This window comes from Paraburkholderia sp. C35 (assembly GCF_003121405.1).
Taxonomy (GTDB): domain Bacteria; phylum Pseudomonadota; class Gammaproteobacteria; order Burkholderiales; family Burkholderiaceae; genus Paraburkholderia.
Map to the genome: position 1 here is coordinate 1 of NZ_QBUY01000035.1, position 24,751 is coordinate 24,751.

At 60.8% G+C, this 24,751-nt stretch carries 20 protein-coding genes; 10 read left to right on the forward strand and 10 right to left on the reverse strand.

What is annotated here, in order from left to right; all coding sequences use genetic code 11:
* Positions 1-72 precede the first annotated feature (72 nt).
* The 8 genes from DK391_RS44395 (at position 73) to DK391_RS21150 (ending at position 7,963) form a co-directional block, all read left to right on the forward strand.
* Positions 73-252 carry a hypothetical protein gene (locus tag DK391_RS44395; protein ID WP_162600882.1) on the forward strand — a complete coding sequence of 60 codons (180 nt, stop codon included), beginning with the start codon at positions 73-75 and terminating at the stop codon, positions 250-252.
* A gap of 73 nt (positions 253-325) precedes the next feature.
* Positions 326-1,279, forward strand: coding sequence for an alpha/beta hydrolase (locus DK391_RS21120; protein ID WP_239482900.1), 954 nt, complete (start codon positions 326-328; stop codon positions 1,277-1,279).
* 101 nt (positions 1,280-1,380) lie between these two features.
* Positions 1,381-2,328: an NAD(+) diphosphatase gene (gene nudC / locus DK391_RS21125; RefSeq protein ID WP_109479934.1), complete on the forward strand. Its 948-nt coding sequence runs from the start codon at positions 1,381-1,383 to the stop codon at positions 2,326-2,328.
* A 162-nt stretch (positions 2,329-2,490) separates the two neighbouring features.
* On the forward strand, positions 2,491-4,071 hold the full coding sequence (locus DK391_RS21130) for an MFS transporter (protein WP_109479935.1): 1,581 nt from the start codon (positions 2,491-2,493) through the stop codon (positions 4,069-4,071).
* 96 nt (positions 4,072-4,167) lie between these two features.
* Complete coding sequence (locus tag DK391_RS21135) at positions 4,168-5,121, forward strand: LysR family transcriptional regulator (RefSeq protein ID WP_204117406.1); 954 nt, start codon at positions 4,168-4,170, stop codon at positions 5,119-5,121.
* Positions 5,122-5,336: 215 nt separating this feature from the next.
* Entirely contained in the window at positions 5,337-5,801 is a 465-nt protein-coding gene (locus DK391_RS21140) for a FecR domain-containing protein (protein ID WP_109479937.1), read from the forward strand.
* On the forward strand, positions 5,801-6,415 hold the full coding sequence (locus tag DK391_RS21145) for an OmpA family protein (protein WP_239482901.1): 615 nt from the start codon (positions 5,801-5,803) through the stop codon (positions 6,413-6,415). Before DK391_RS21140 ends, DK391_RS21145 begins: the two co-directional genes overlap by 1 nt.
* 54 nt (positions 6,416-6,469) lie before the next feature.
* Complete coding sequence (locus DK391_RS21150; protein WP_109479939.1) at positions 6,470-7,963, forward strand: CHASE2 domain-containing protein; 1,494 nt, start codon at positions 6,470-6,472, stop codon at positions 7,961-7,963.
* Between the two features lie 3 nt (positions 7,964-7,966).
* Here the strand turns inward: DK391_RS21150 and DK391_RS21155 are convergent, their stop codons facing one another.
* The 4 genes from DK391_RS21155 to DK391_RS21170 all read right to left on the reverse strand — a co-directional run bounded on the left by DK391_RS21155 (position 7,967) and on the right by DK391_RS21170 (position 12,632).
* Positions 7,967-9,133 carry a hypothetical protein gene (locus tag DK391_RS21155; RefSeq protein WP_204117407.1) on the reverse strand — a complete coding sequence of 389 codons (1,167 nt, stop codon included), beginning with the start codon at positions 9,131-9,133 and terminating at the stop codon, positions 7,967-7,969.
* 96 nt (positions 9,134-9,229) lie between these two features.
* Positions 9,230-9,664 (reverse strand): hypothetical protein, encoded by a 435-nt coding sequence (locus DK391_RS21160; protein ID WP_343225438.1) that lies wholly within the window; start codon positions 9,662-9,664, stop codon positions 9,230-9,232.
* Positions 9,665-9,766: 102 nt separating this feature from the next.
* The gene (locus DK391_RS21165) at positions 9,767-11,143 is read right to left on the reverse strand and encodes an undecaprenyl-phosphate glucose phosphotransferase (protein ID WP_109479940.1); all 1,377 of its coding nucleotides are present in this window, start codon (positions 11,141-11,143) and stop codon (positions 9,767-9,769) included.
* A 49-nt stretch (positions 11,144-11,192) separates the two neighbouring features.
* On the reverse strand, positions 11,193-12,632 hold the full coding sequence (locus tag DK391_RS21170; protein ID WP_239482907.1) for a mannose-1-phosphate guanylyltransferase/mannose-6-phosphate isomerase: 1,440 nt from the start codon (positions 12,630-12,632) through the stop codon (positions 11,193-11,195).
* Positions 12,633-13,383: 751 nt separating this feature from the next.
* On the opposite strand from DK391_RS21170, the gene DK391_RS21175 reads away from it, so the two are divergent.
* Positions 13,384-14,685 (forward strand): O-antigen ligase family protein, encoded by a 1,302-nt coding sequence (locus DK391_RS21175; RefSeq protein ID WP_109479942.1) that lies wholly within the window; start codon positions 13,384-13,386, stop codon positions 14,683-14,685.
* Positions 14,686-14,702: 17 nt separating this feature from the next.
* Entirely contained in the window at positions 14,703-15,317 is a 615-nt protein-coding gene (locus DK391_RS21180; protein WP_109479943.1) for a phosphatase PAP2 family protein, read from the forward strand.
* Between the two features lie 17 nt (positions 15,318-15,334).
* On the opposite strand, the gene DK391_RS21185 is transcribed toward DK391_RS21180, so the two are convergent.
* The 6 genes from DK391_RS21185 to DK391_RS21210 all read right to left on the reverse strand — a co-directional run bounded on the left by DK391_RS21185 (position 15,335) and on the right by DK391_RS21210 (position 24,013).
* Positions 15,335-16,528, reverse strand: a complete 1,194-nt coding sequence (locus DK391_RS21185) for a glycosyltransferase family 4 protein (protein WP_109479944.1) — start codon at positions 16,526-16,528, stop codon at positions 15,335-15,337.
* An 88-nt stretch (positions 16,529-16,616) separates the two neighbouring features.
* Positions 16,617-17,933 (reverse strand): oligosaccharide flippase family protein, encoded by a 1,317-nt coding sequence (locus DK391_RS21190; protein WP_109479945.1) that lies wholly within the window; start codon positions 17,931-17,933, stop codon positions 16,617-16,619.
* 33 nt (positions 17,934-17,966) lie between these two features.
* Complete coding sequence (locus DK391_RS21195; protein WP_109479946.1) at positions 17,967-18,980, reverse strand: glycosyltransferase family A protein; 1,014 nt, start codon at positions 18,978-18,980, stop codon at positions 17,967-17,969.
* A 53-nt stretch (positions 18,981-19,033) separates the two neighbouring features.
* Positions 19,034-20,329 (reverse strand): hypothetical protein, encoded by a 1,296-nt coding sequence (locus DK391_RS21200; RefSeq protein ID WP_343225439.1) that lies wholly within the window; start codon positions 20,327-20,329, stop codon positions 19,034-19,036.
* A gap of 158 nt (positions 20,330-20,487) precedes the next feature.
* Positions 20,488-21,603 carry a glycosyltransferase family 1 protein gene (locus DK391_RS21205; RefSeq protein ID WP_109479948.1) on the reverse strand — a complete coding sequence of 372 codons (1,116 nt, stop codon included), beginning with the start codon at positions 21,601-21,603 and terminating at the stop codon, positions 20,488-20,490.
* A gap of 67 nt (positions 21,604-21,670) precedes the next feature.
* Positions 21,671-24,013, reverse strand: coding sequence for a polysaccharide biosynthesis tyrosine autokinase (locus DK391_RS21210; RefSeq protein ID WP_239482902.1), 2,343 nt, complete (start codon positions 24,011-24,013; stop codon positions 21,671-21,673).
* Positions 24,014-24,751 lie beyond the last annotated feature (738 nt).

The following is a 24,751-nucleotide window of genomic DNA, read 5'->3' on the forward strand; positions in this document are numbered from 1 at the left end:
TTTTGTGTATAAGAGACTGGCCCAACCCCACCCGCCGGGCAGGCAAAACCACCCCCAACACCAGGTCCCACCATGAACTTCCACCCGCCCTTCTTTGTCTTCTGCTCACTCGGCCTGAGCGTCATGATCATCTCGGTACTGCTCGCCGTCGCTGCCGAACAGATGGACCACTGGCTCACCCGCAAAACCGCAGTCCTGACCAGCCGTCGCCCGATCGCGCATCGTCACACGGAAACCTCCCATTTCCTGTGAAATCGCAGCGTCAGGCAGACAAGAAAGGATCTCCGTCATGAACCGCCTGTAAGCCTCCATCCCGCTCGCCACCTTGCTGCTGGGCATCGTCGCGAACAGGCCCGTCGAGGCAAAAACGGTCAGCTATCCGCCGGAAACCGCCTGCCAGGTCGCAGCGACCCGCCCAGACCGCATGCCCGCCGCGCGCGAGCAGATCGCGCATCCCTCGCAAGGCGACATCGCGTATTACCGCTTCGGCCACGGCAGCCCCATCGTGCTGCAAACAGGCTTCCGCGCGACCATGTCCGAATGGGACGCCGCCTTTCTCGCCGACCTCGCGAAACATCATGAAGTGATCGTCTTCGACAACCGCGGCGTGGGCCGCTCGCAACCGTCGGCAACGAGCTTCACCGTACAGGACATGGCAAGCGATCTCTCCGCGCTGATCGACACCCTGCATCTGCACGATGTCACCGTGCTCGGCTGGTCGATGGGCGGTGCGGTCACGACGCAACTCGCCATCGATCATCCCGCAAACGTGCAGCGCATCGTGCTGATGAGCGCGCCCGCGCCCGGACGCTTCGGTGTGCCTGTCGCGCCCGCCGTCGAAGCAACGCTGTCCGGCAAGCCCGGCACGACCTTCGACGACGTCATGAAAGTGCTATTCCCGCCCTCGGCGGCCAACGCTGCCGGTGCGTGCTTCCGCAAGAACATGTTCGTGCCCGCCGACTACGCATCCCCGAAAATCTCCGCCACTGTGACGGCAGGCCAGACGGGTTTGCTGCGCGCCTGGGAACAGGACAACGCGGCCGCCGATGCCTTGCACAAGCTCCATATCGATACGCTGATCCTGTCCGGCGACAACGACAGCATCTTGCCGAAGCAGAACGCCGAAGCTCTGGCCCACGCCATGCCCGATGCGCAACTGCTCGTCGTGCGCGCAGCGGGCCACGCGATGATGTATCAATACCCGCACGCGCTAGCGTCCGCGATCAACCGCTTCATTACGCAAACGCCGGCGCATCAGATGGCGAAAGCGGCACCCTGACACACTCGCGCGCGGCCAGCGGCATTCCCGCTACGGTCACGCTGCGCCGCGCGGGACGCCGTGCCATACTTGCGGATCGCCTCAGCCAAGATCCCAACGCAATGATCGTCCCGTCCGCTGCCATCGGCTTCAATCTCAATCCGCTCGACCGTCACTCCGAAAAGCGCGATGACGAAGCGTTCATCGCCCGTCTGCGCAACGATCCTGCCGCGCGTTTTCTGGTGTTCGATGGCGACGTGCCCGTGCTCAAACGCGGTGAACGCCATGACGCGTGGTTCGCGGCAGGAGAGGCAACCGCCTTTGGCCCACCGCTGCAAAACGTCTTTCTCGGCGAAGACAGCACGGGCAGCGGACGTTTCGCGCTCGGCTTCGCGCCCGGCCTGCTGCCCACTGAAGGCAATTCGCAAGACACGCGTTACGACCGCGTCGATCTGCGCTCGATCGCGCTGCAAGGACTCATCGATCAGGATCAGCTCGGCATGCTCGGCGAGGCCAAATCGATGCTCGACTGGCATCGTCGCCATCGCTTCTGCGCGAACTGCGGCGCGCCGACCCGCACGGCGGCAGCCGGCTGGCAACGTGCCTGCGATGCGTGCGGCACGCGCCACTTTCCTCGCGTCGATCCCGTGGTCATCATGCTGACCATCGACGGCGAGCGCTGTCTGCTCGGGCGCCAGCGTCAGTTTGCGCCGGGCATGTACTCGGCTCTTGCAGGCTTTGTCGAACCCGGCGAAACGGTCGAAGACGCCGTGCGCCGCGAAGTGCATGAAGAAGCCCGCGTGAAGTGCGCGGAAGTGGTCTATTTCGCGGCGCAACCGTGGCCGTTCCCGTCGTCGCTGATGATCGGCTGCTTTGCGCGCGCCAGCACCACGGACGTCGTCATCGACATCACCGAACTCGAAGATGCCCGCTGGTTCACGCGCGCCGAAGTGGCCGCGATGCTCGCCGGCACGCACGCGGACAATCTGTCGGCACCGAAGCCGTTCGCCATCGCGCACCATCTGCTGCGCGCGTATGTCGAGCACGGCGAGGCCGTACTGCGCGGCTGAGTCGCCGCTCTCAGTCACCGCTTTCAAACTGCTTCACCCACCGCTTCCACTCATCTGATGCTCGCACCACGGAAAACCGTGGCGCCAGCAAACCTGTACGCGAACGTTCACGTTGACGTATAATGCACTGCATCCTGATCGCATGATCGATGCACGTCCCGCATGTCCACCCAAGAATCTTCCGTCGCTACGATTCGCGCCACCGCACCTGCAACGCTGGTCGCCGGGCGGCTTCGCGACGATCTGTTCCCGTGGGTCATTGCGCTCGCCACCGGCCTCGAGTACTTCGACAACACGATCTTCTCGTTCTTCACCAGCTACATCGCGGGCGGCATCAATGCGTCGACGGATGAGCTCGTGTGGTCGTCGAGTGCCTACGCCGTCGCGTCGGTGCTCGGCATTCTCCGGCAGCAGTCGTGGGTGGAGCGGCTTGGTTACCGGCGTTATATCGGCGGGAGCCTGTTGCTGTTCGCCGTGGCCTCGGCGGCGGCAGCGCTCAGCGAATCGTCGATTCAACTGGCTGTCGCGCGCGGCGCTCAAGGCTATTTCATCGGCCCGATGATGGGCGCGTGCCGCATCCTCATTCAGACCAGTTTTACGCCTCAGCGCCGCGCGCCCGCGGTGCGCGCGTTTCTTTGCATGATCTTGCTGGCGAGCGCGCTGGCGCCGCTCGCGGGCGGCTATCTGCTGGCATCGTTCGACTGGCGCGCGCTGTTCGCCTGCACGATGCTCGCGGGCATCGCTCTCGCACTCGTCGTGCTGTTGGTGGTGCCATCCACAGGTAAAGTGCAGCGCGAATCGAACAGCGATGGGCACTTCTGGCCGTATATCGTGTTCGCGTTCGCACAGGGCGCGTTGCAAATCGCGATGCAGCAGGTCCGCTTCGAACTGTTCGGCAGTTCGCCCCTGCTGATCGGGCTGACGCTGGCAGGCTTGCTGGCGCTCGGCTGGTTCGCGTGGCATCAATGGCATCACCCCAGCCCGCTGGTGCGGCTTCACGCGCTGCGCGAACGCACCTTCCAGACGGGTCTCGCGCTCTACGTGCTGTTCTATTACATCAGCAATGCGATGAGCTATCTGGTCTCGCGTTTTCTCGAAGGCGGCTTGCGCTATCCCGTCGAAAATGCGGGCCGGCTGGTCGGCTTCACGTCGTTCGCGTCGCTTGCTTTCGCGTTGATCTATTTCCGCGTGTCGCCGCGCATCCGGCACAAGCGCTGGCTGATCGTCCCCGGTTTTCTAATCGCTGCGCTGATCGGCGGATGGATGATCAGCATGCCGCCCGACGTCAGCATGCAGTGGCTGCTGCCGCCACTGCTTCTGCGCGGACTGCTGCTCGTGTTCATCGTCCTGCCTGTCGCCAATCTCGCGTTCCGCATCTTCTCTGCCGAAGAGTTCAATCACGGCTATCGCTTCAAGAACATGGTCAAGCAGTTGACCTACTCGTTCTCGACGGCCACCATGATCATGCTCGACCAGCATCGCGAAGCCGTGCACGAAACGCGTCTGACGGAGTTCGTGAATCCGTTCAACCCGATCTTCCAGAACACCTTCGATACGCTGATGCATGGCTTCGAACTTCTGGGCCATCCGGCGAGCGAGGCCAGAGGTCTTGCGCTCGTCGAAATCAGCCGCACCGTGACGCAGCAGGCCAGTTTTCTGAGCGCACTGGACGGTTTCTACTTTCTGATCGGCATTGCAGTATGCGGTGGTCTCTTTGCGCTCTATCAGCGGCAAATCGATTGATCGCGTATTCTGCGAAGCTTCATCAACATCGATTGCCGGTTTGCAGCACGCAAGCTTGAACCAGGTGCGCGGCGCGCACTGCGGAGCGTTTGACCAGTGGATACTCTCAACAACATGCGTATCTTCGCTCGCGTAGCGGAGGAAGGCAGCTTTACGGGCGCGGCGCAACGCATGAACATCACCGTGCCCGCCGTCTCGCGCGCGGTGTCCGCGCTCGAAGCCTATCTGCGCACGCGCCTGTTGAACCGCAGTACGCGTCGGGTGGTTCTGACGGAAGCAGGACATCGCTATCTGCAGCGTTGCGAACAGATCCTCGCATTCGTCGATCAGGCGGAAGCCGAGGCCGCCGATTCCCAGGTCCGTCCCACCGGCCAGTTACGTGTGCATGCAACGTCGACCTTCGGCCAGACGTATGTCACGCCTGCCATCGTGCGCTACCGTCGCCGCTATCCGGATGTCTCGATCGAACTGACACTGTCGCAGCACGTGCCCGATCTGATCGACGAAGGGTACGACGTCAGCGTGCAGTTGAGCGTCGATGAATTGCCCGATTCGAGTCTCGTCGCGCAACAGCTCGGCACCGTGCATAGCGTGCTGTGCGCGGCGCCCTCGTATCTGCGCGAGCACGGCGTGCCGCGCGACGTCGAGGAACTGTCGCGGCATGCGTGCTTCCAGTTCGTATCGTCCGTCTATCCCACCGACCGCTGGCTGCTCGAAGGGCCGGATGGAACGGAGACTGTGCATCTGCACGGCGGCGGGTTCCGCATCAATTCCGCCGATGGCCTTGCTGTGGCGCTCAAGGAAGGCATTGGAATCGGCGCGGTGCCGATGTCGACGGCCGTGCTCGCGCTGCGCGACGGATCGCTGACACGCGTGTTGCCGCAATATCATCTGCAGCCACTCACGGCTTACGCACTCTATACGTCGCGCCGGTATATCGACGCGAAGATCAAGACCTTCATCGAGTTTCTGCGCGAGGATATTCCCCAGATGCTCAGTGCGTCCGTCGCGAGCCTGCGCGATATGAAAAAGACGCACGCCGACGCGTAAGCGCATTGTCGGGCGAGCGTCATGGGTGGTCACGCGAGCGTCACACAACGGTCACGCAAAATACCTCATGCGCGACATGAAATGCGCGGCACCGCACGGAGCCGTCGCGCGTGGCACACTATGCTCTCGCGGTTCACCACGAAAACCGCGCCCGTTTCTGCGGCGTGACGTTTTCTCAGGCATGTGCCTGTCAACCGCCGTCACCATCGCTAACCATGCGCAAGCAAGTCATCATTCATGCACTGATGTTCGCCTGCGGCTGTCCACCTGCCATCGATGCATGCGCAGCGGACGCGATCGGCGTCGTCAAGACGGTCAAAGGGTCCGTGCATATCGAACGCGGCACGCAGAATGTCGACGCCGCCATCGGCAGCGAAGTCTTCAACAGCGACCGCATCGTGACGGGGCCCGCGTCTTCCGTCGGCATTACGTTGCGTGACAATACGCTGCTGTCCGAAGGCTCCAACTCCGTTCTCGAACTCAAACAGTTCGCTTTCAACACCACCACGCACGATGGCTCGCTCGACGCGACGATCCGGCGCGGGTCGCTCGGCGTCGTCGACGGCAAGCTGGCGAAGGCCCATCCCGAAGCCGTGCGTTTCAACACGCCGACCACGACGCTCGGCGTGCGCGGCACCGAATTCATCATCGAGGTCGGCGACGGGGAGAGTGCGCGTTGATGGCCGCGGCACAACGTCGAAGCGTGATCGGGTGCGCGCTCGGTGCGGCGCTCGCGTTCATGGCCGGCTGCAGTTCAACGCCTGACAAGATCACGCTGCTGCCCGATCCGGACGGATCGGTTGGCGCGGTGATCGTGCATAGCGGCGGAAAAACGCAAGTCATCGACAAGGCTTACACCACAGCCGAAGTCGCAAAAAGCGGCACAATCGAACAGACGGCCAGCAATCAGGCCAACGTCGCCACGCGTTACGGCGACGTGCTCGCCGCACAGCCGCCGCGTCCGGCCACCTACACGATCAACTTCGTATTCGACTCGGCGACGGAACTCGCACCGCAATCCAACGCGACTGTCCAGCAACTGAAAGCTGCACTCGCCACGTGGCCCGCGCCGCATCTCACGGTAGTCGGCCATACGGATCTCGCCGGTTCGCAGGAATATGACGACAAGCTGTCGATGCAGCGCGCGCAGACGGTCGCGCGCTTCCTGATCAAGGCGGGCATTCCAGCGAAGGAGATTGAAACGGCAGCGCGCGGCAAGCGCGAACCGCTCGTGCACACCGCGGACGGCGTCCCTAACCAGATGAACCGGCGCGTCGTTATTACAATCCAGTGATCCGGGTGATCCGTCACGGCAACTGTGACGGGGCATCAATCTGCCGCGACCGACATGAAACGCTTGCGCGATGCTTCATGGCTGACGTTCCTCACATGGCTGAGAAAAGCCGGTCAGGGCCGCCCGATTGCGCTCGCCGTGCTGCTCGCGCTCAGCCTGCTGAACCTGTGCAGCGAATGGCCCGGCAACATTCCGCGCCCGCCATTGCTTGACAGACTCGACGATGTGCTGCCGGATTCTTTCGGCACCGCGCGCCAGTTGCTGTTCGATCACTATCAGCGCCGCTTTCCACGCATGCCGGCTTCGCAGCCCGTGACCATCGTCGCCATCGACGACAGGACGCTCGCCGAACTCGGGCAATGGCCATGGCCGCGCAACCGGCTAGCGGGCCTCGTCGATGCAATCGCTGCGCAGAAGCCGCTCGCCATCGGCCTCGACCTCTATATGCCGGAGGCCGACCAGACCTCGCCCGACAAGGTCGCCGACAACCTGCCCGCTTCCGCTGTCACGCTGGCCGCCGGGCTGCGCGCGCTGCCGCGCCACGAGACCATTCTGGCGAATGCATTGCGCGCGTCGCCGTCGATACTCGGCGCCGCCGCCGTCGATCACGTCGCCTACGACACCAGCACCGACATGCGCAGCGCGCCGATTCTCGTGCACGGCGAAGATCCCCTCAACCGCGTGAAGCGCTATAGCTATGTGCTTGCGAGCCTGCCCGAATTGCAGGCGGCGGCACACGGACAGGCGATGCTGAACGTCGCGCTCGAACAGGGCACAGTGCGGCGCATACCGCTGATCCTCGGTCTTGGCGACAAGCTGGTGCCGGGCATGCCGATCGAGATGCTGCGCGTCGTCACCGGGTCGGCGGCTGTCGATGTCTATGCCGATACCTCGGGCGTGCAATCCGTCGGCGTCGCGGACGTGCAGGTGCCCACGCAGCCAGACGGCGACATCTGGCTGCATTTCGCATCGATGCGGGAGACGCAGCATCGATACGTGTCAGCGCGCGACGTGCTGCAAGGCAAGGTCGATCCCGAACGCTTTCATAACAAGCTGGTGCTGCTCGGCCTCACGGCGACGGGACTCACCGACATGCGTACCACCGCGCTAGGCGAACTGGTGCCGGGTATCGAGATTCAGGCGCAGATCATCGAGACGATTTTCGACGGGCACTTCCTGCGCCGGCCCGTGTGGCTCAAATGGGCCGAGACGATCTTCGTGCTCGCGTTCGGTCTGCTGCTCATCTGGTATCTGCCGAATACCGAATCGCGCCTCGCCGCTTTCGTGCGCACAGTGCCAAAAGCATCGGCGGTGCTTGGCATCGTGCTCAATCTGCTGCTGCTCGCAAGCTGTTTGCTGCTGTTCCGCTACAGCGGCCTGCTGGTCGACGCGACGTCGATCTTCATCATTCTGTCTGCCGTGATGGGCTGCTTTTTCTCGTCCGCGCTGCTCGATCCCGGCGTGCGGAAACAGCGTGCGGCGAAGCGCCGGCGAGCCAGCGCCTCGCAATCCGCCGAGCAGATTCCACACTCGGACACGCAACGTTAGGCTTTACTGCGGCTCGTACCACGAGTACGTGGGCAGCGTCGGCATCTGCTTGCCGACCTCCAGCGTGATGTCCCGATGCGAGATCAGCTCGATGCTGCGCAGATCGCCGTCATAACGCCGCACGTCGCCATTGTCGTTGATGTACGCAACCACGTTCCCTTGCACGCCCGCCACGTTGGTGCTCGACAGCGTTTGTCCCCAGATGTCGAAGAACTGGCCAAGCGTGAAGGTCTTCACGTTCGGTGTTTCGATGTGAATGATCCCCGTCGAATCGTGCGTGTGCATCTCGTAGTTGCACTGCGAGAGAATGCCGACGTTGGCCGGTAACGCAAGCCATTGGCCGTCGCTGACAATGGCCAGATGCGCATGCACGTGATACAGCTCGCTCATGCCCGACGCACAGATCAAACCATCCACGTCAGCGCCCGTGCCGCCCGTCGACGTATTGCCGTTCTGCCAGTGCCCGGTGCCGACCGTGCCGCCATAGGCGAGCACGGTCTGGTTCGGGTCGAACGACGGCGGATCAGTCCAGCTGAACGTGGGAATCTGCCCGAGCGGCGTGCCGATCTGGATCGACACTTCGCCATGTGCAGGCAGCACGAGGCTGGCAGGATCGCCCGTGTACTTCGTCAGCTGGCCACCGTTGTTCACGTAGATCGTGATGGGCATGCCCGTCAGTCCCGCGACGTTGGTGGTGCTGAGCGGCTGTCCCCACACCGCGAAAAACTGGCCTAGCGTATAGGACGCGTTCGACGTTGCGTCCATGCGGATCTTGCCCGATTCGTCATCGGTGTGGACGGGGTAGGCGCAGCCCGTTTGCGCGGCCATCGTCGGCGCGACGGTGCCGATGTCGGACGGCAGTGCGAGCGCCCTGCCATTCAGAAAGATCGACAGATGCGAGTACGTGTAGACGTTGCCGCGCGTCGCGCAATTCAGGCCGCTCACTGCCTGACCGGTGCCGCCCGATTGCGTCGAACCAGCGGGCCAGTTATCGTCGCCGACCTTGGCGCCGTCGTTGAGCGCGGTCGCATTGGCGAGCGTCGGCTGGCTTGAATTCGCACTCGCCGAGCCGGGTGACGCGCCCGATCCACCACCGCCTCCGCCACCGCAACTTGCCAGCATGAGAATGGCGCCCACTGAAACTATTCGTGCAACGATGCCATACGACATATCGATCTCCACCTGTGTAATGTGAGTAATGTGCCGTTACGTGGCATCTTTTTGGTTGCAGCTCTTGCTGTGAAGCGATGCGTGTGGATGGGTGTATTAGCGCTTGCTGCGCGAGCGGCTGACGAACGAACTGAGCCGCTGCAATAGACGCGACATCGCGCCGTCGCGCCGGCCCGCGTCCTCAGGCGCCTGACGATGCGGCATGCGCTGCAGATCGTGCCAGTCGGTCTCGAGCGAGCGGGCGTGTCCCGCTGGCGTGAAGGGCCAGACGATGGCCGTTGCGCGCACGATGCCGCCCGGCGCGCCCTGCCTTTCCTTCACACACGCCAGATACGCGTTGATGGCCGAAGCCTCTCGCTCGGCCGCTTCGCGCGACATGGCGGCGACGAAGTCCTCCAGCCCTTCGATATGAACGCACCAGAGCTGCTCGCTCACGATGCGCTCCTGCTGGACCGTGGTCCGATCCTCGTCTTGCGGCCGCGCGACTTGCTCGCGAGCAGAAGACTTTTCGAACGTGATTGCATGAGTCATGTAAAGCACACCTGCCCAGACGACACGCTGAGCTGTTCCTGCTTGCAGGGAATGGAAATACGGAATCTCGACACCACGATGAAGCCACTTGCCCAGCTACGCTCAATACGCGTTCTGATGGGCAATGCCTTTGAAGACGGTCGCGAGAATGATCCGCAGATCCAAAGCGAATGACCAGTTGCGCAGGTAATACAGGTCGTGTTCGACACGGCCTTCCATCTTTTCGATGCGGTCGGTTTCGCCGCGATAACCGTTGATCTGCGCCCAGCCGGTAATGCCCGGCTTGATCCGGTAACGATGGATATAGCCCGACACGACGTGCTGATACTGGTCGTCGTGTTCCAGTGCATGCGGGCGCGGCCCGACTACCGACATATCGCCGCACAGCACGTTGAAAAACTGCGGCAGCTCATCGAGACTCGTGCGCCGCAGAAAGCCGCCGACACGTGTGATACGCGGATCACCACGCTTCGCCTGTTCGAGCACGCCCGCCTTCTGCTGATGCATGCGCATGGTGCGGAACTTGTAGATCGTGAAGACACGACCGTCTGCGCCCTTGCGCTGCTGTTTGAAGAACACCGGTCCGCGCGAACTCAGCTTCACGGCGATCGCGCACGCCAGAAGAATGGGCGAAATGGCGAGCAATGCACACAACGCGAACAGCCGGTCGAACAGATCTTTCTTGACCATTGCATTCGGCGGCAGCGGCGATGCGGCGAGATTGATGGTCGGCTGATCGAGCAGGTTCGTCACGCTGCCTTCGAACAAGGCGAGCGCGCGCACGTCCGGCATAAAGCGAATGTTGATCAGGTCATTGCGAAACTCGTCGACGAGCCTGAGAATCGCGCGCTCTTCCGTCAATGGCAACGCAAGCCAGACTTCGCCGATGTTCTGCTCCCGCACATAGCGCGCGAAAGCCTTCTGCTCATTGAAGGTCGGCACGCGCGTGGCCGCTTTCGCGTCGCGTTGCAGGTTGTAGATTGCCCAGGGCCGAAACCCGGACGCGGGCGCATCGTCCATCTTGTGGATGATGTCGTTGCAGTGGTCTCCACACGCCGCTATCGCGACGGGCTGCAAATCCATTCCGGCATGGCGCGCACTTCCAATCACGCTATGAATCACGAGACGGCTCACGATCAACGCGCTGCCCGAGATCGCCGTCCAGTACACGAACCAGAGACGCGACACGAAATCGATCCGGTGCAGCGAGAACATCAACGCCATTGCGCAGCCCTGCACGATCAGCCAGCCCAGCGCGACCTGGCCGGTCAGCAGTCTTTTCGAACGCCCACGCCACGATGCATAGACACCGAGCGCGGGAAAGATCGCCAGCGAAAAAGCCGCTGCGAACGCGACAAACGCCAGATAGAAGCCGCGCTGCGAAACGTCGTCGAAGCGGATCTGCGACGCCACGAGCGCGCCCGCCACGATCAGGGCGACGTCGAATAGCCGCGCCAGCAGACCTGTCAATGCACGCATCACAACACCCCCTTAACTGCACAATCTATATACGTGTCGCGGCGGACGCTCAATTGCAGCGACCGTACTTGTCATCGAAACGGACGATGTCGTCTTCTCCCAGATACGCACCTGATTGAACCTCGATGATCTGCAGCGGCACATGACCCGGATTCTCGAGACGATGCTGCACGCCGATCGGAATGTAAGTCGACTGGTTCTCAGTGAGCAGGAATTGATCCTCGCCACGCGTGACGAGTGCAGTTCCGCAAACGACGATCCAGTGCTCCGCGCGATGATGATGCATCTGCAACGACAGCCGTCCACCCGGACTCACGACAATGCGCTTCACCTGAAAGCGTTCGCCATGATCGATGGAATCGTAGAAGCCCCAGGGGCGCCGCACCTTGCGATGGTTGTCCGCTTCCGGCGACTTCGTCTCACGGATACGCGACACGAGACCTTTGACGTCCTGCACATGCGAGCGATCGGCGACAAGCACGGCATCGTCTGTTTCGACCACGACGATATCGCTGGTGCCGACACATGCGACCAGCCTGCCGCCCTGCGAGCGCGCATAGGTACTCGTCGCGCCTTCCATCAGCACACGACCGTTCGCCACATTGCCGAACTCGTCTTTCTCCATCGCCTGCCACACGGCGTCCCACGATCCCAGATCGGACCAGCCCGCTTCGAGCGGCACGACCACGCCCGTGAATGGCGAGTCGACCTTGCCGAGTTGCTCCATCACTGCGTAGTCGATCGAATCGGAAGGAGACTGCGCGAATGCCTCGGCGCCCGGTGCGATATGGCCGTCGTCGCGCTTTGCAGTGGTGAAGGCCTGCATGCACGCTGCGTGCATATCCGGCTGGAACACCTTGAGCGCGGCAAGCCACACCGATGAGCGGACCACGAACATGCCGCTATTCCACCAGTAACCACCCGACGCGACATACTGCGCGGCCAGTTCGGCAGCGGGCTTCTCGACGAAGCGATCGATCTGATGCGCGCCATCGGCCAGTTGCGCACCGAGACGGATATAACCGAAGCCGGTATCGGCGTGCGTCGGCGGCACGCCTAGCGTGGCGATTTCGCCAGCCTGTGCATGCACCGCTGCAAGTTCGATCGCCCGATGCAACGCGGGTACATCTGCGATTGCATGATCCGCCGGCATGGCAACCAGAATGGGATCATCGCCATCGACGCGCGCAGCCAGCGCAGCAAGCGTTAAAGCAGGCGCGGTATCGCGCCGTGCGGGTTCGACGACGACACACGGTTTCACACCGCAATCGCGCGCCTGCTCGGAGGTCGCATAGTAATGCTCGGCACCGCACACGATCACCGGCTCAGCCGCGACGTCCCATGTGGTGGTGAAGCCTTCCATGCGCTTCATCGTGGCCTGCAGCAGCGACTGATCGCCGACCACATCGATAAGCTGTTTCGGGTATTGCTCGCGTGACACTGGCCAGAGCCGCGTGCCTGATCCGCCAGCGAGAATGACCTGCACGATCCGCCCACTATCGACTGTCGCATCGGCGACAGCTACGTTTTCTTGCCCGGCAAGAGTGGTTCGCTTGTTCACTTCAATCTCCCTGGTATTGAAGTCGCGTCCTGATCACCTGCGTCTGCCCGTTACTATCTGGGCGACATTCAAGAGTAACCTTCATCGGACATGGCAACCGCCTTGTTTGACTACACACCTTGCGCGCGAATCTTCGGGTAACGACGCGGGATGATGATGGCCGCAGAACGCACCGGCCGCGAATGAAAGACGTTTGATGACGAACGTCCCGATCGCGTCGTGCTCGCGCAACCTTGCAAGATGAAGGAAAGATCGACGTTCCCGTTGTGAGGCATTCAAACAACGAGGACTCGTGTACTCGATTCGATCTGTGATTCGATGATAGACACGTTACGCTGCGCTACAGCATCTCTGGCGCGAACGGTTGATGTTATGGCCTGTCACGCTGAGCCTTTCTCCTGATGATCACCAATTGCAGGATCGAAGTTTTTCAATTTGTTTTGAGCGTGGAAAACAAGGGCTAATCGTGTTAGGTTGCAAATAGCAGTGATTGCTGACTGGTGCTTTTCTTTGCTTCTCCTAAGAAGCTCGACCTGAATAGCACCCGCAGATGTCCGCGTCATCGCCGGGCAGACCGCACCATCCATCGCTAACGTGCAGTGCCGTATCCGCACGTTTTCTGTTCCTGATTTGCGCCCACTCCATCGGCGAATCTCACGCTATTCATTACGAGAGTCCTATGGCTTACATATCGATATTGGCGCTATTCCTGACGGTCACTAACCTGATACCGGTTAGCGCAGTGGGATTTTTGCCGATTATCTTTTGCGCCTGGCGCTTTTTCGGCAGAAGCTACCCGTCATTCATGGTGCCATTGACAGCGCTTACGCTATTCGCGCTGATCTCCACCTTGCTTTACGATCCGCATTCGCTGACGCAATTCGATTTCTATCGTCGCGATGGCAACTTTTTCATTGCCTATGCGCCTGTTTTTGCGGGCTGTCTGTACGCGCATCGCTGGGATATGAACAAGCTCTTGCGCGCATTCTTCGTATTCGCGGTGGTGATCAACATTCCGCCTTATGCGTTGTATCTCGCACAGAACGGTTTGCTCAGCATCTTCAAGCATCCGGACGACACCTTCGGCAGCTTTTTCATTGCACGCAACGCAGCGGGTGGCTTTCTCGCCATGCTGTTCTGCCTTGGCGTAGCGTGTTATCTGCAACAGCGCAGCCGGATCCTGCTCGCGCTCGTCGCGCTCAATTTCCTGATGCTGTTTTCGACGTACAGCCGCGGCTCGCTGCTCGGCGCACTCGCCGTGTTGCCGTATCTGTACTTCGGGCGCAAACGTCTGCTTCTTGCGTCGCTGATTTCGTGCCTGGTGGTCGCATCTCTCGCGATGGCGATGTATCACACGCGCGCGAACGTCGACTATATGGGCTACACCTTCTCTATTCAGAATCAGGATGCCAAGTTGGCCAATCTCGACATCCGCTATGAATGGCTATGGCCAAGAGCACTCGCGTACTTCCGTCAGAGCCCGATTGTCGGCATGGGCTTCGGTTCGTTCGATGACCAGATACGTAGTGTCGTGTCGTATTTCGGCGTACTAGGCGTGCCATCGGACATCATCGTCGAACATAGCGACTCGCATGCACACAACTCCTATCTGAACTTTCTCGCGGAAATGGGCATCGTTGGACTCGGGCTGATGCTGGCTTTCTACTGGAAGCTGGTCAAATGGGCTCAGGACGGTGCGGCGCGCGGTGCACTGATGGAGCACGGCAGGAATTTCGCCGGGTTCCGCTTCGTCGAACTCTCCTCCGTGTGCCTGCTCGTCATGGCGGCGACAGAACATCGGCTTGTTGCACCGTCGAATGTACTGGTCCTTTCTCTGGTGATTTCACTATTGCTCTCGTCGCGACCCGTGCGCGTGGCCCAACCTCAATACAGAGCACGTGTTCCGGAACCGCAACCGCCGTATCGGCGTCGCGAGCCAGCCTTCCCGGCTGCAACCGGGCGCAGCATTCACGGCTCATGAAGCAGGGGTAGCCCGATATGTGGACTGTCCTTTCCAACGTGGGCGATGCCGCCGTTACGCTGCCTGTGGCATTGGTATGTGCGCTGTGGATTGCCAGGACCGATCTACGTCTCGCCGGGCGCTGGGCCGTCACATTGGGATGCGGCATGCTGCCCGTCGGCCTGAGCAAGATCGCTTATTACGCGTGGGGCCTGTCGTTGCCGATTGCGCACTTTCGCGTGATCAGCGGCCACACAATGCTTTCCACCGCCGTATGGGCGGTTGCGCTCAGCCTGCAATTGAAGTGGTGGCGGCTGCCTGCTGTTCCCGGCATTGTTGCCGGGTTGCTGCTGGGCGCGCTAACGGGCGCTTCGCGCGTGCACGGTCATTCGCACTCGCTATCTGAAGTCGTGGTGGGTTGGGTTATCGGTGCGATCGCTGCCGCCGCGTTTCTGCGCGCCGCGCTGCGCGTAGAATTCCGGCCGTTGCAGCCGGTCTGGTCCACGCTCTGCCTGCTGGCCGTTACGACGCTGGCCTATGGTCATACAGCGCCGTTTCAGGATCTCATCAAGGAGAACTCCGCGACGCTGCGGGAGAACACTCCCGCACTCGTTTGCGCGCTGTCACACGCGCGCTCGCGAGAGCATGGATGACAGGCGGCGCAGACAGTTCAGACTACCAGATGATGCTCGCGCTCTTCCTTCGTCACTGACGGCCTGTTTTCCATCACGAACGGCACAGTGGGATCAGTGAAACTGTCCGGCATGCGGTCTTCAACGAACGCCATCAATGCGGCCTTGAAGCGCTCCGAAGAAAACCGTTCCGCGTTCCTGCGGCACTGGCGCGCGTCGAACAGGCCCGCGTATTTCTCGAACCGGTCTACCGCTTCGAGCAGCGACTCCGATGTCTGCTCCTGAAAGAACACACCCGTAGGCCGCTCGCGCGGCAAGCCAAGCACCGACTCCAGCGCACCGCCTCTGCCGAACGCAACCACTGGCGTTCCACAGGCTTGCGCTTCGACCACGGAAATGCCGAAATCTTCTTCTGCTGCAAACACAAAAGCGCGGGCACGCTGCAGATGATCCAGCAGCACGTCGAACGGCTGATGGCCGAGAATCGTCACGTTGTCACCGGCAGCTGCCTTGACCTTTTTCATATCCGGCCCGTCGCCGATCACGACCAGCTTGCGCTCCGGTGTTTCCGAAAACGCCTTGACGATCAGATCGATGCGCTTGTACGGCACCATGCGCGATGCCGTGACATAGAAGTCTTCCTTGCTCTCGCGGATCGGCATATGACTGAGATCGACGGGCGGATAGATCACCGTCGCATCGCGCTGATATGCCTTCCTGATCCGGCGCGCAATGAACTTCGAGTTGGCGAGCAGATGATCGACGCCATTGGCAGAACGCGAATCCCAGCCACGGATATAGTGCAGCAGCACGCGCGCCATCGCCGATTTCACACCCGCCGTCAGATGCGACTCGCGCAGGTACTGATGCTGAAGATCCCACGCATAGCGGATCGGCGAGTGCACATAGCTGATGTGCATCTGGTTCGGTCCCGTCAGCACGCCTTTCGCAACGGCATGAGAACTCGAAATGACGAGATCATATGCGGACAGATCGAGCTGCTCGATGGCAATCGGCATCAAGGGCAAATAGGCCCGATAGCGTTTGCGCGCGAACGGCAAGCGCTGAATGAACGATGTGTGAACCGGCTTGCCCTTGATGCAGGCCCGGTCTTCCATGAAATCGACCAATGAGAACAGGTCCGCATTCGGGAAGCATTCAATGATGTTCTGCAGCACTTTTTCTGCGCCGCCCGATACCACTAACCAGTCGTGAACAATAGCAACTTTCACCGCGAACCTCCGTGTGCTTGTCGTAGCTCTTTTCACCCGACCAAATAATCGAACCGCCCGTGTACTACGTATGACAGCAAGGTATCGTTCAATCGTCCTTGCCTGCACCGGCCTGACTTCTTGCACCCCATGCGACACGCGCCATCGCGATGGCACGTCCCGCGCCCGGCACGAGCGTAATCAGTTCGAGCCGGATCATGATGCTCAGCAACATCAACGACAACGACAACTCGCCGATCACGCGCGCGAACGCCATGCCTTCTGCGCCGTATCGGGGCGCAAGATAAAGCGCTGCGATCAGGTTCGTGATGCCAGACGCCGCACCTGCTATTGCCAGCAGACGGTCTTTCTTGCGCGGCACGAACACATAGAACGCAGCAAATTCGTTGAATGCCGCAAAAGGAAACATCCAGGCAAAGCTCTGCAATACATGTCCGCTTGGCGTGAATGCTTCGCCGAGAATCAGCGGCAGCACAATGGGCGACAACGTCAATGCGCCGCAAAACACCAGCAGGCCATAGCCCAGCATCAGCGTCGCGCCGCGGCGCGTAGTGGCATGCGCGCCCGCCTTGTCGCCTTGTGCGAGCTGGCGCGAGATGGTCGGAATGAAGACTTGCGATGCCGGTCCCATCAGACTCAGGCCGATGGTCGCAAAGCGCTCGGCGGCGCCGAAATAGCCGACTTGCTGGGGCGTCGACAGCAATGTCAGCAGATACGTGGATGAAGCGGTGAGCACGACGGAACCCGACGAATAGCAGAACAGCATCGTCGATCCCTTTACCAGCGACACGATGCCGTCGAACGAAAGACGGGGCCGCCCAAGCTGCCACGTCGCGAGTCCGTACGAGACCGTCAGCGACAGCACGCCGGCCGTCAGCAGACTGGCGACCACCCAGACTGAATCGGCAGGCCCGCGCACGAGGCACAGCACCAGCGCGAGACTCACCGCGAAGCCGAACACCTCGATCATGATGGGTGTGCGGAAGTGATGACGTCCCTGATAGAGCCAACCCAGATTCAGTGCCGCCACGACGCCGAGCGCGGTCGCCAGCAGGCCGATTAAAGGATGCTCCGACAAGGTGGGCGAACAGAAGGTCGCGACTGCCCCGATGCACGCGCCCAGCGCGCACAATGCAAGCCGCGCGCTCACATGCAGCGAGTAGATCGCATTGCACTCTTGATTGCTCTGCGCTTTCGAGATTTCACGCATGCCGACGAACGTGAACCCGTAGCTCGCCAGCATCCAGATCACATTCATGAGCGACATCGCCGCGAGAACCCGCCCGTATTCGGCGACGCCCAGCACGCGTCCATAGAACGGCACGACGATGATGAGGTACACATACCTCATCAGATAGCCGCCGTAGACGAACGCTATGACGTTGGCGCTCTTCTTACCATCCATTCCAGACTCTCCTGTTTCAACGGCGCTGCATGCCTATAGCTCTACCGCACTGCGCCGCGCGAGCGGGTTGGTGATGTAGCGAACCACGAAATCCGAAAGCGGCGAATAAGGCAACAGACAGAGGCTCGACAGAAACAGCGTTCCTACCTTCTTTTTCGGGCCCCAGAAAGGATTGGCCATGATCGCATGCCGGTAAGCGCGAGAGTCGTTCAACATCCAGCGCCAGCGCTCGCCCAGTGGTGCGTGATAGAGACTCGAACCGAAATACGCCTTTTCATGCGCAAAGTCGTAGAACGCAGGCGGCAACTCCAGATTCAGGCGCTTCTTCGCAATGTCGCGCAACGTGACCCAGCGCTCCCTGAAAGCCTTCGGCGCTTTCTTGATCTGCTCGGAATTCGCAAACGACACGCTCGGCGCCGTGGTGTGATGAACGCGATACGCGCCGAGCGAACGCGCTATCGTGGCCACCTCACCCATCAGCGCAGCGCCGTAAATAGCGTAGAAGTCGGCGCCATACCGGTTGATGCCGCCTTCCGGCACGGGGAACACTGCCTTCAGCGCACTCACGCTGTACGCGTTGCCCGACGCAGGCGGCGATGGATAGAGCCAGCCTTCCTTGAGCAGGCGGCCGCAATCGGCAGGTGGTTTGGTGTGCGGCACATACGCGCCCGTCTGCTTGCCGGCTTCGTCGATCACGTCGAGCCGAAACTGCACTTTCGCGAGATTGTTTTCCTGCTCGAACGCATGCATCACTTCCGATACCGCAGTGGGATATAGCACGTCGTCGGAATCGAGAAAGAGTACATAGTCGGTATCGGCTATTTCAACGCCAAGGTTGTAGGCGGACACCTGTCCGCCGTTCTGCTTGAATACCGTGGAAATGCGCGTGCCGTATTGCTCGATCAAAGCCCGCGATCCGTCCGTCGAGCCATCGTCGATCACGATCACGCGTGTTCCCGGATAATCCTGCGCCAAGGCCGAATCGATCGCTTCGGTGATGAAGCGTTCGTAGTTGTAGTTGCAAATGACGATGGCAATCTGTTTCATAGAGCCTCGAAGCAATGAGTGGGATCAGTGCAGCCGACAGGAACGCATGTTTCTCAAGCCGGCTTCTCCCGGTTCGCGCGCACGACGAGATACGCGAGATGTTTCGGCTGCTTCCTGTCTGTGCCGTTGACTTTGTCCGGCACGCGAAACCGTATGGTCGTGACGTCGCCATTCGTACTCGATGCGACGTCCTGTTTCGGTGCAGCAGTGCCTGTCAGTGCGTCGATAAACGACACTTGTGCTCCGCCGGCCGGTGCAGCGATTCCTTCGGCCTCGACCGTGCGCCAACCCGGCGGTGCACTGACCTGAAGCACGATGTCGTTGTCCGACAGCAAACCGGCGCCCGTCACGTCCGGGCCGAAGCGCACCGGTTTCGGCAAGGCGGCAAGCGCGCCCGGAACGGTCTGGTTCAACACGATCAGGCTTTGTCCCGATACGTTGTAAGTGCGTGCAGGTGGGCCGCGATGCGTAAGCCGGAAAGGTTCATAACCGTCCCAGTGATAGACCATCGACACATACTTGTCGGGATCGTCCCAATTGCGATCGAGCGCCCACACAGCGAATTCGAAGAAATAGCGCGGCAGGTAATGCGCATCAAGCATGTAGCGGTCGCCGATCTCCGTTTGCCACACGCCGCGCGCCGGTCCCTGTTTGACGTAGCGCTCATACAGGCCATCGAGATCGGCGACTGGCAGATAATGCGTATCGAGGTAATCGACCCAATCGGCCATCCGTTCGTTCAGACGCGGGCTTCGGTAATCGAGCCACCTGTCGAGCGTGTCGAGTCCGCCCTGATCGGGCCAGCCGCCATAAACGACGTACGCGCCATAGCGTCGCACGATACGTGCCGCAGGAATGTGGATGCGCTCCACGTAGTCCTGCATGGCGCGCTCATAGGGTCCCGACTGATGTTCGTCCTTGCTGAAGTTCGGTCCATGCCAGAACGTGGCTTGCGGCAATCCACCCGAAAGCCGCCCAGCCGCTTCATTCCAGATCTGGAAATGGCGCACGTTATACGGCGGCGCCGAGTACTTTTTAACCACTGCATCCACATACCGTTCCCATGCACTGACATCGGCGGGTGCGGATTTGCTGTCGCCGGCAAGACTCGCGTTCCACTTCGGCGTATAGCCGAGAAACAGCAAGGACCGGATACCGTTCTGGTTGTTGCGCAGGATGATCGAAGGCAGATCGCTGTCGAAAGCGTTGCCGGTCCTGTCGACGCGCATCGGTTGTGTTGGCGCGTCGGGCTGTCCGGGTCCGACTGAACCTCGGCCCCAGCTGATGCCCATCCTGTGCCACATCTCGATGTCGGCTGCCGTGCCTGGCCATCCATTCGTTCCGATCATGTCAATCATCCTGCGGGGCGCGCGTTTGCCAACCGCGTCAGTCGCTGCGTACCCTTGAAATGGACGCAGGCCCGCGCAGGCAAGCGCCGCGAAAGTAGCTAGCACACGTCGTCGAGATGGCCTGTACGTCATTCGATCCATTCGCTATTCGCCCGCTCTCAGCCTGCCGGCACGCGCGCGGCCAGTTCGGAGAGCGGCTCGCCTTCCTTGCCATGCAACACGTCCAGCAATCTCTTTGCCGAGCGATCCCAGCGATATTCACGCGCGTGCGTCATGCCTTTGGTCCTGTACCGTTGGCGCAAGGCGCCGTCACTCATCATCAGCGAGATCTTTTCCGCAATATCTTCGGGTGACGCGGCATCGCAATACATGGCAGCGTCTCCGCATGCTTCGGGAATCGACGTGCGCGACGATGCGATCACCGGACATCCGCAATACATCGCCTCGAGCGGCGGCAATCCGAAGCCTTCATACAGCGACGGAAACACCAGACAGCCCGCATGCTGATAAAGCGCCTTTAACTCGCCGTCCGACACGAAGCCTGCCCATATCACCTGCTTCGAGCGCGACATGGCCTCCATGCCTTCATTCGCGAAGATCCGCGAGTTCTTTCTGCCAACTATCACGAACCTCACATCGCGCATATGCCCTAAGCCCGAAATGGCTTCCATGACGCGCTGCAGGTTCTTGCGCGGATCGAGGCTGCCGACAATCACGCAGTACGTGTCGTCCTGTAACTGCAGGCGTTCGAGCACTCTGGCGTCTGGCACAACCCGGTCGAGATGATCCGCACCGGGCTGGATCACGGCAATGCGCGATTCGTCGATCTTCAGGTGATGGCTGATGCGCCGCTTCGAAAACGCCGCCACCGTCAGCACCAGTGGCTCCATCTTTGGCAGAATCGAAAAGCACAACCGGTACCACAGCAGAAACTTCTTCGAGAAGCCATTCGGCACGTCGTAGACAGCCATGTCGTGCACCATCACGACCTGCCTGCGTTTAAGGATCGGATTGGTGTTGCACAGATTGACGAGCGTGCGCCCTCGCGCCGCTAATGGCAGCGTGATCTGTTCCCACAACGTGCCGCGCAGCCACGGAAAGCGCCGCTGCCGCTTGAGCGATGCGCCGGGTTCGCGCGCATTCTGCGGCACGAAGATCTCCAGTTCATTGCCGGGTTCTTCGCGCATCTGCATGGCTCGCGTGAGTTCATACGCGACCCGTTGAACGCCCGTTATGGGCTGCGAGGTGAACTTGCCGTTGATCGCGAATGCCATGGGTTTCTCCGTGTCACGAAAGGGTGTCGTTTGCGGTGTGTACGTCGAAGTCGAAGACAAGCCGTTATCAGGCAGCTGTCTCGACCTCCCCAAAGTCACTCGCGTAGTTCGTCGCGTAGCCATACGTGCGCGTGCTGCGGCGCAGTGGAATACCGTTGAACACGGCGCCTGCCACGCGGCCTCCGGCACGCTCGATCTTCTTGATCGTGTCGGCAATTTCCTCTTCGGTCTGCATGCCCGAACGCAACACCAGCAGCGATGCACCTGCCTCGTTGGCGATGATCGACGCGTCCGTGACTGCGAGGAACGGTGGTGTATCGACGATCACCAGATCGAAGTGATGGCTCAGGCGTTCGAGTACTTCCTTGAAGCGTGGCCGCGTGAGCAGTGCAGCAGGGTTCTCGGGCCGCGCGCCGCACGACATGAAGGTCACGCCTTCGATGCCCACGTTACGCAACGCGTCGCGCAGCGGCATCCGCTCGGCGAGCACTTCGGAAAGGCCACCGCGATTGCTCTGCGTGAAGAAAGCGGCAAGATGCCCGCGGCGCATGTCGCCGTCGACCAGCGCGACCCGCGCTCCGGCCTCGGCGTGCAACGTCGCGACATTCGCGGCGACGAAGCTCTTGCCCGCCGACGTGGTCGGTCCTGTCACCATCACGATGTTGTTGCGCGTGTGCGCCAGATCGCGTGCCATTGCAGTGCGCACGGCGCGGAGTGCTTCCACCGATGCGTCGTGCGGAAAGCGCTCGGCAAGAATCTTGTTGCCCGAGTAGCCGAATGACGGATCGATCTTCTCACCCGACGTCGCTTCACTCCCTTCCAGACCGCGTGGCGTGGCCATCGCGTTGCGTCCCGCAGCGCCCGGCAAAGGCCTGCGTGCCGCAGCCGGCAAGCCGCGATCGAGCAGCGTCTGCTGGTGACTGAACAGCACCTCGCCGATCACCGGCACACTCAGGCGGCGCTCCACATAACGCGGATCCGTCACGCCGACCAGCACGTGGCGGCGCATGAAGACGAGCACCACGCCTGCCACCAGACCGAGCACGAAGCCTCCCGGCAGCACGATCAGCGGATCAGGCTTGACCGGGCGATGCGGGCGCACCGCTTCATCCAGAATGTGCGCGCCGCCTGTCGTGCTCGCCCGACGCACGGTCAGTTGCTCGGCCTTCTGCACCATGCCCATATATACCGTCTCTGCCACCTTCTGCGCGCGAATCAGATCGACGCTCTCGCGCTCCGACGCAGGCATGTCCTGAAAGCGGCCATTGAACTCCGCCTTCGTCTGCTTCAACTGCGCAAGTTGTGTGTCGATGCTCTGAATCCAGCGGCTGCCCGGCGCGTACTTGTCCAGCAATTGCGTACGCTGCAATTCGAGGCTCGCAATCTGACGATCGAGATCGAGACCGCCTTGCAGATACGATTGCGCCTCGGCGGTCGGCTGCATCGAATTGGATTTGGCGCGGAAGCTCTTCAGCGCTTCTTCCGATTTGCGCAAATCGGCGAGCAGGCGCGGCAACTCGCCCTTGATGAAGTTCAGCGTCTGCGTGTCGTTCAACTGGCGGCCGGCCACGGCAGCAGCGAGATATTGCTGTCCCAGTGCATTCGCGACTTCTGCCGCTTTTGCAGGACTCTTGTCCGCGTACTCGATCTGGATCAGTCCCGAGTCCTTCACCTTGTCAGTGATCTTCACGACATCCGTGAAGCGTTTGGTCGCATCCAGTTCGTTCCAGCGGATCACTTCAAAGCGCGTGTCAGGCCGCGCGGCAAGCTGGTTGATCAGCACCGATATGCCGTTGGCTTCGACAGGTTTGCCGACTGCTCCCTTGATCAGCAATTCGCCCGACGGTCCGAGCAACTCATACGCACCGTCGCCGAGCGCCACGAGACTGAGCTTTTCTTCTTCGAGATTCGCCGGCACGTTCAGATAGCCGAACTTCACGACCTCACCGCCCCACGCAAACGACTTCAAACCGAGCCATGCGCCGTTCGGCTCACCAGGCGTCGCGAACTTGTCTGCAATGTCGCCGAGAACGGGAATGCGGCGCGGCTTCACCGAAATATCGAAGCGGTATCGGTCGATCACAGGATCTAGCACGGCGCGGCTACGCATCACACCCATCTCCGCGCTGGGTGACGGTGCGGGCGGCGGCAATGCTTCCTGAGTCTGCAACGCGAGGCCCAACGCATTAGGTTCGGGTGGATCGACGCGCACGAGCACGTCCGCCGAATAGATCGGCGTCGCGATCAGTTGATAGGCGACGGCGAGCAGAAAGACCACGACCGTGGCCGCCACGATTTCCCAGATGTGGTCCCGCAACAGGTTGAGCATCTCCCGGGCGGTAAGTTGCCCGCGCTCCACCTCAGGGGCGACAGGTAGCGAGTTCGAGGGGTAATAATCCACGGGAATCATCCTTTGATTTGCGGTTGGCCGAGCAGGCGGCGAGGCACGTGAGCACACCACGGCCGGCCGGCGGCACAAGGCCGCTGGGCAGCGCGCGACAAAGCTCGATCAGCCGTGCTCGGGCCGACAATGAGTTGCAGGAACGGCGGGCAATGACAACCGGCGAGGCGTGAGATAGCCGGGCTGCCTGATGCCGTATCAGAACGTCAGGACGAGAAGAGCGAGAAGCTGGCGTGTGTCATTCATGCGAATCCTTTTCCAACGCTGGCGATTGCGAAAAGCTCATGTGCATCGGCGACATGAGCAAATCGTTCGTATTGAAAGCACCTTTAGCGAATTTCGTAAATCGGCTTGTCCACGTGCAATCGCTTTTCCATTGATGTTGCGTCGAAGCATAGACGCGCAGAATTCGAATTAGTACAAACCCGGCTTAAATTCGGGTGCTAATGGCCGATATCGTGGAACACGTTACATGCGTCAGCCAGCAGAGAAAGAGTTGTTGCGATCTGAAATTCGTGTAACAGAGTGATACGCATCGCGCGAAATCACGTAACACAACGGTAGTGACAGTACACGAACACGAATTTTCGTTTACGAACTCCCTACCTTCTCTGCGACCCTTATAGGGTAAGCCTCTCGGGGCATATGTCTCGGCTTTGACTCGACAAAGTCGAACATCTTCTCTCAGAAATTCTTTCCGTGATTAGCGAAAACACCAGGAAGGGAATCAGCGCCTGACAGTAAAAC

Bases quoted from the DNA above. Each gene is read 5' to 3' on its own strand.
- DK391_RS21130 (WP_109479935.1), top strand. From the start codon at position 2,491: ATGTCCACCCAAGAATCTTCCGTCGCTACGATTCGCGCCACCGCACCT.
- DK391_RS21145 (WP_239482901.1), top strand. From the start codon at position 5,801: ATGGCCGCGGCACAACGTCGAAGCGTGATCGGGTGCGCGCTCGGTGCG.
- DK391_RS21200 (WP_343225439.1), bottom strand. From the start codon at position 20,329: ATGATCGGAACGAATGGATGGCCAGGCACGGCAGCCGACATCGAGATG.
- DK391_RS21190 (WP_109479945.1), bottom strand. From the start codon at position 17,933: ATGGATGGTAAGAAGAGCGCCAACGTCATAGCGTTCGTCTACGGCGGC.
- DK391_RS21160 (WP_343225438.1), bottom strand. From the start codon at position 9,664: ATGACTCATGCAATCACGTTCGAAAAGTCTTCTGCTCGCGAGCAAGTC.
- DK391_RS44395 (WP_162600882.1), top strand. From the start codon at position 73: ATGAACTTCCACCCGCCCTTCTTTGTCTTCTGCTCACTCGGCCTGAGC.
- DK391_RS21180 (WP_109479943.1), top strand. From the start codon at position 14,703: ATGTGGACTGTCCTTTCCAACGTGGGCGATGCCGCCGTTACGCTGCCT.
- DK391_RS21150 (WP_109479939.1), top strand. From the start codon at position 6,470: ATGAAACGCTTGCGCGATGCTTCATGGCTGACGTTCCTCACATGGCTG.
- DK391_RS21205 (WP_109479948.1), bottom strand. From the start codon at position 21,603: ATGGCATTCGCGATCAACGGCAAGTTCACCTCGCAGCCCATAACGGGC.
- DK391_RS21175 (WP_109479942.1), top strand. From the start codon at position 13,384: ATGGCTTACATATCGATATTGGCGCTATTCCTGACGGTCACTAACCTG.
- DK391_RS21195 (WP_109479946.1), bottom strand. From the start codon at position 18,980: ATGAAACAGATTGCCATCGTCATTTGCAACTACAACTACGAACGCTTC.
- DK391_RS21210 (WP_239482902.1), bottom strand. From the start codon at position 24,013: ATGATTCCCGTGGATTATTACCCCTCGAACTCGCTACCTGTCGCCCCT.
- DK391_RS21165 (WP_109479940.1), bottom strand. From the start codon at position 11,143: ATGCGTGCATTGACAGGTCTGCTGGCGCGGCTATTCGACGTCGCCCTG.
- nudC (WP_109479934.1), top strand. From the start codon at position 1,381: ATGATCGTCCCGTCCGCTGCCATCGGCTTCAATCTCAATCCGCTCGAC.
- DK391_RS21140 (WP_109479937.1), top strand. From the start codon at position 5,337: ATGCGCAAGCAAGTCATCATTCATGCACTGATGTTCGCCTGCGGCTGT.
- DK391_RS21155 (WP_204117407.1), bottom strand. From the start codon at position 9,133: ATGTCGTATGGCATCGTTGCACGAATAGTTTCAGTGGGCGCCATTCTC.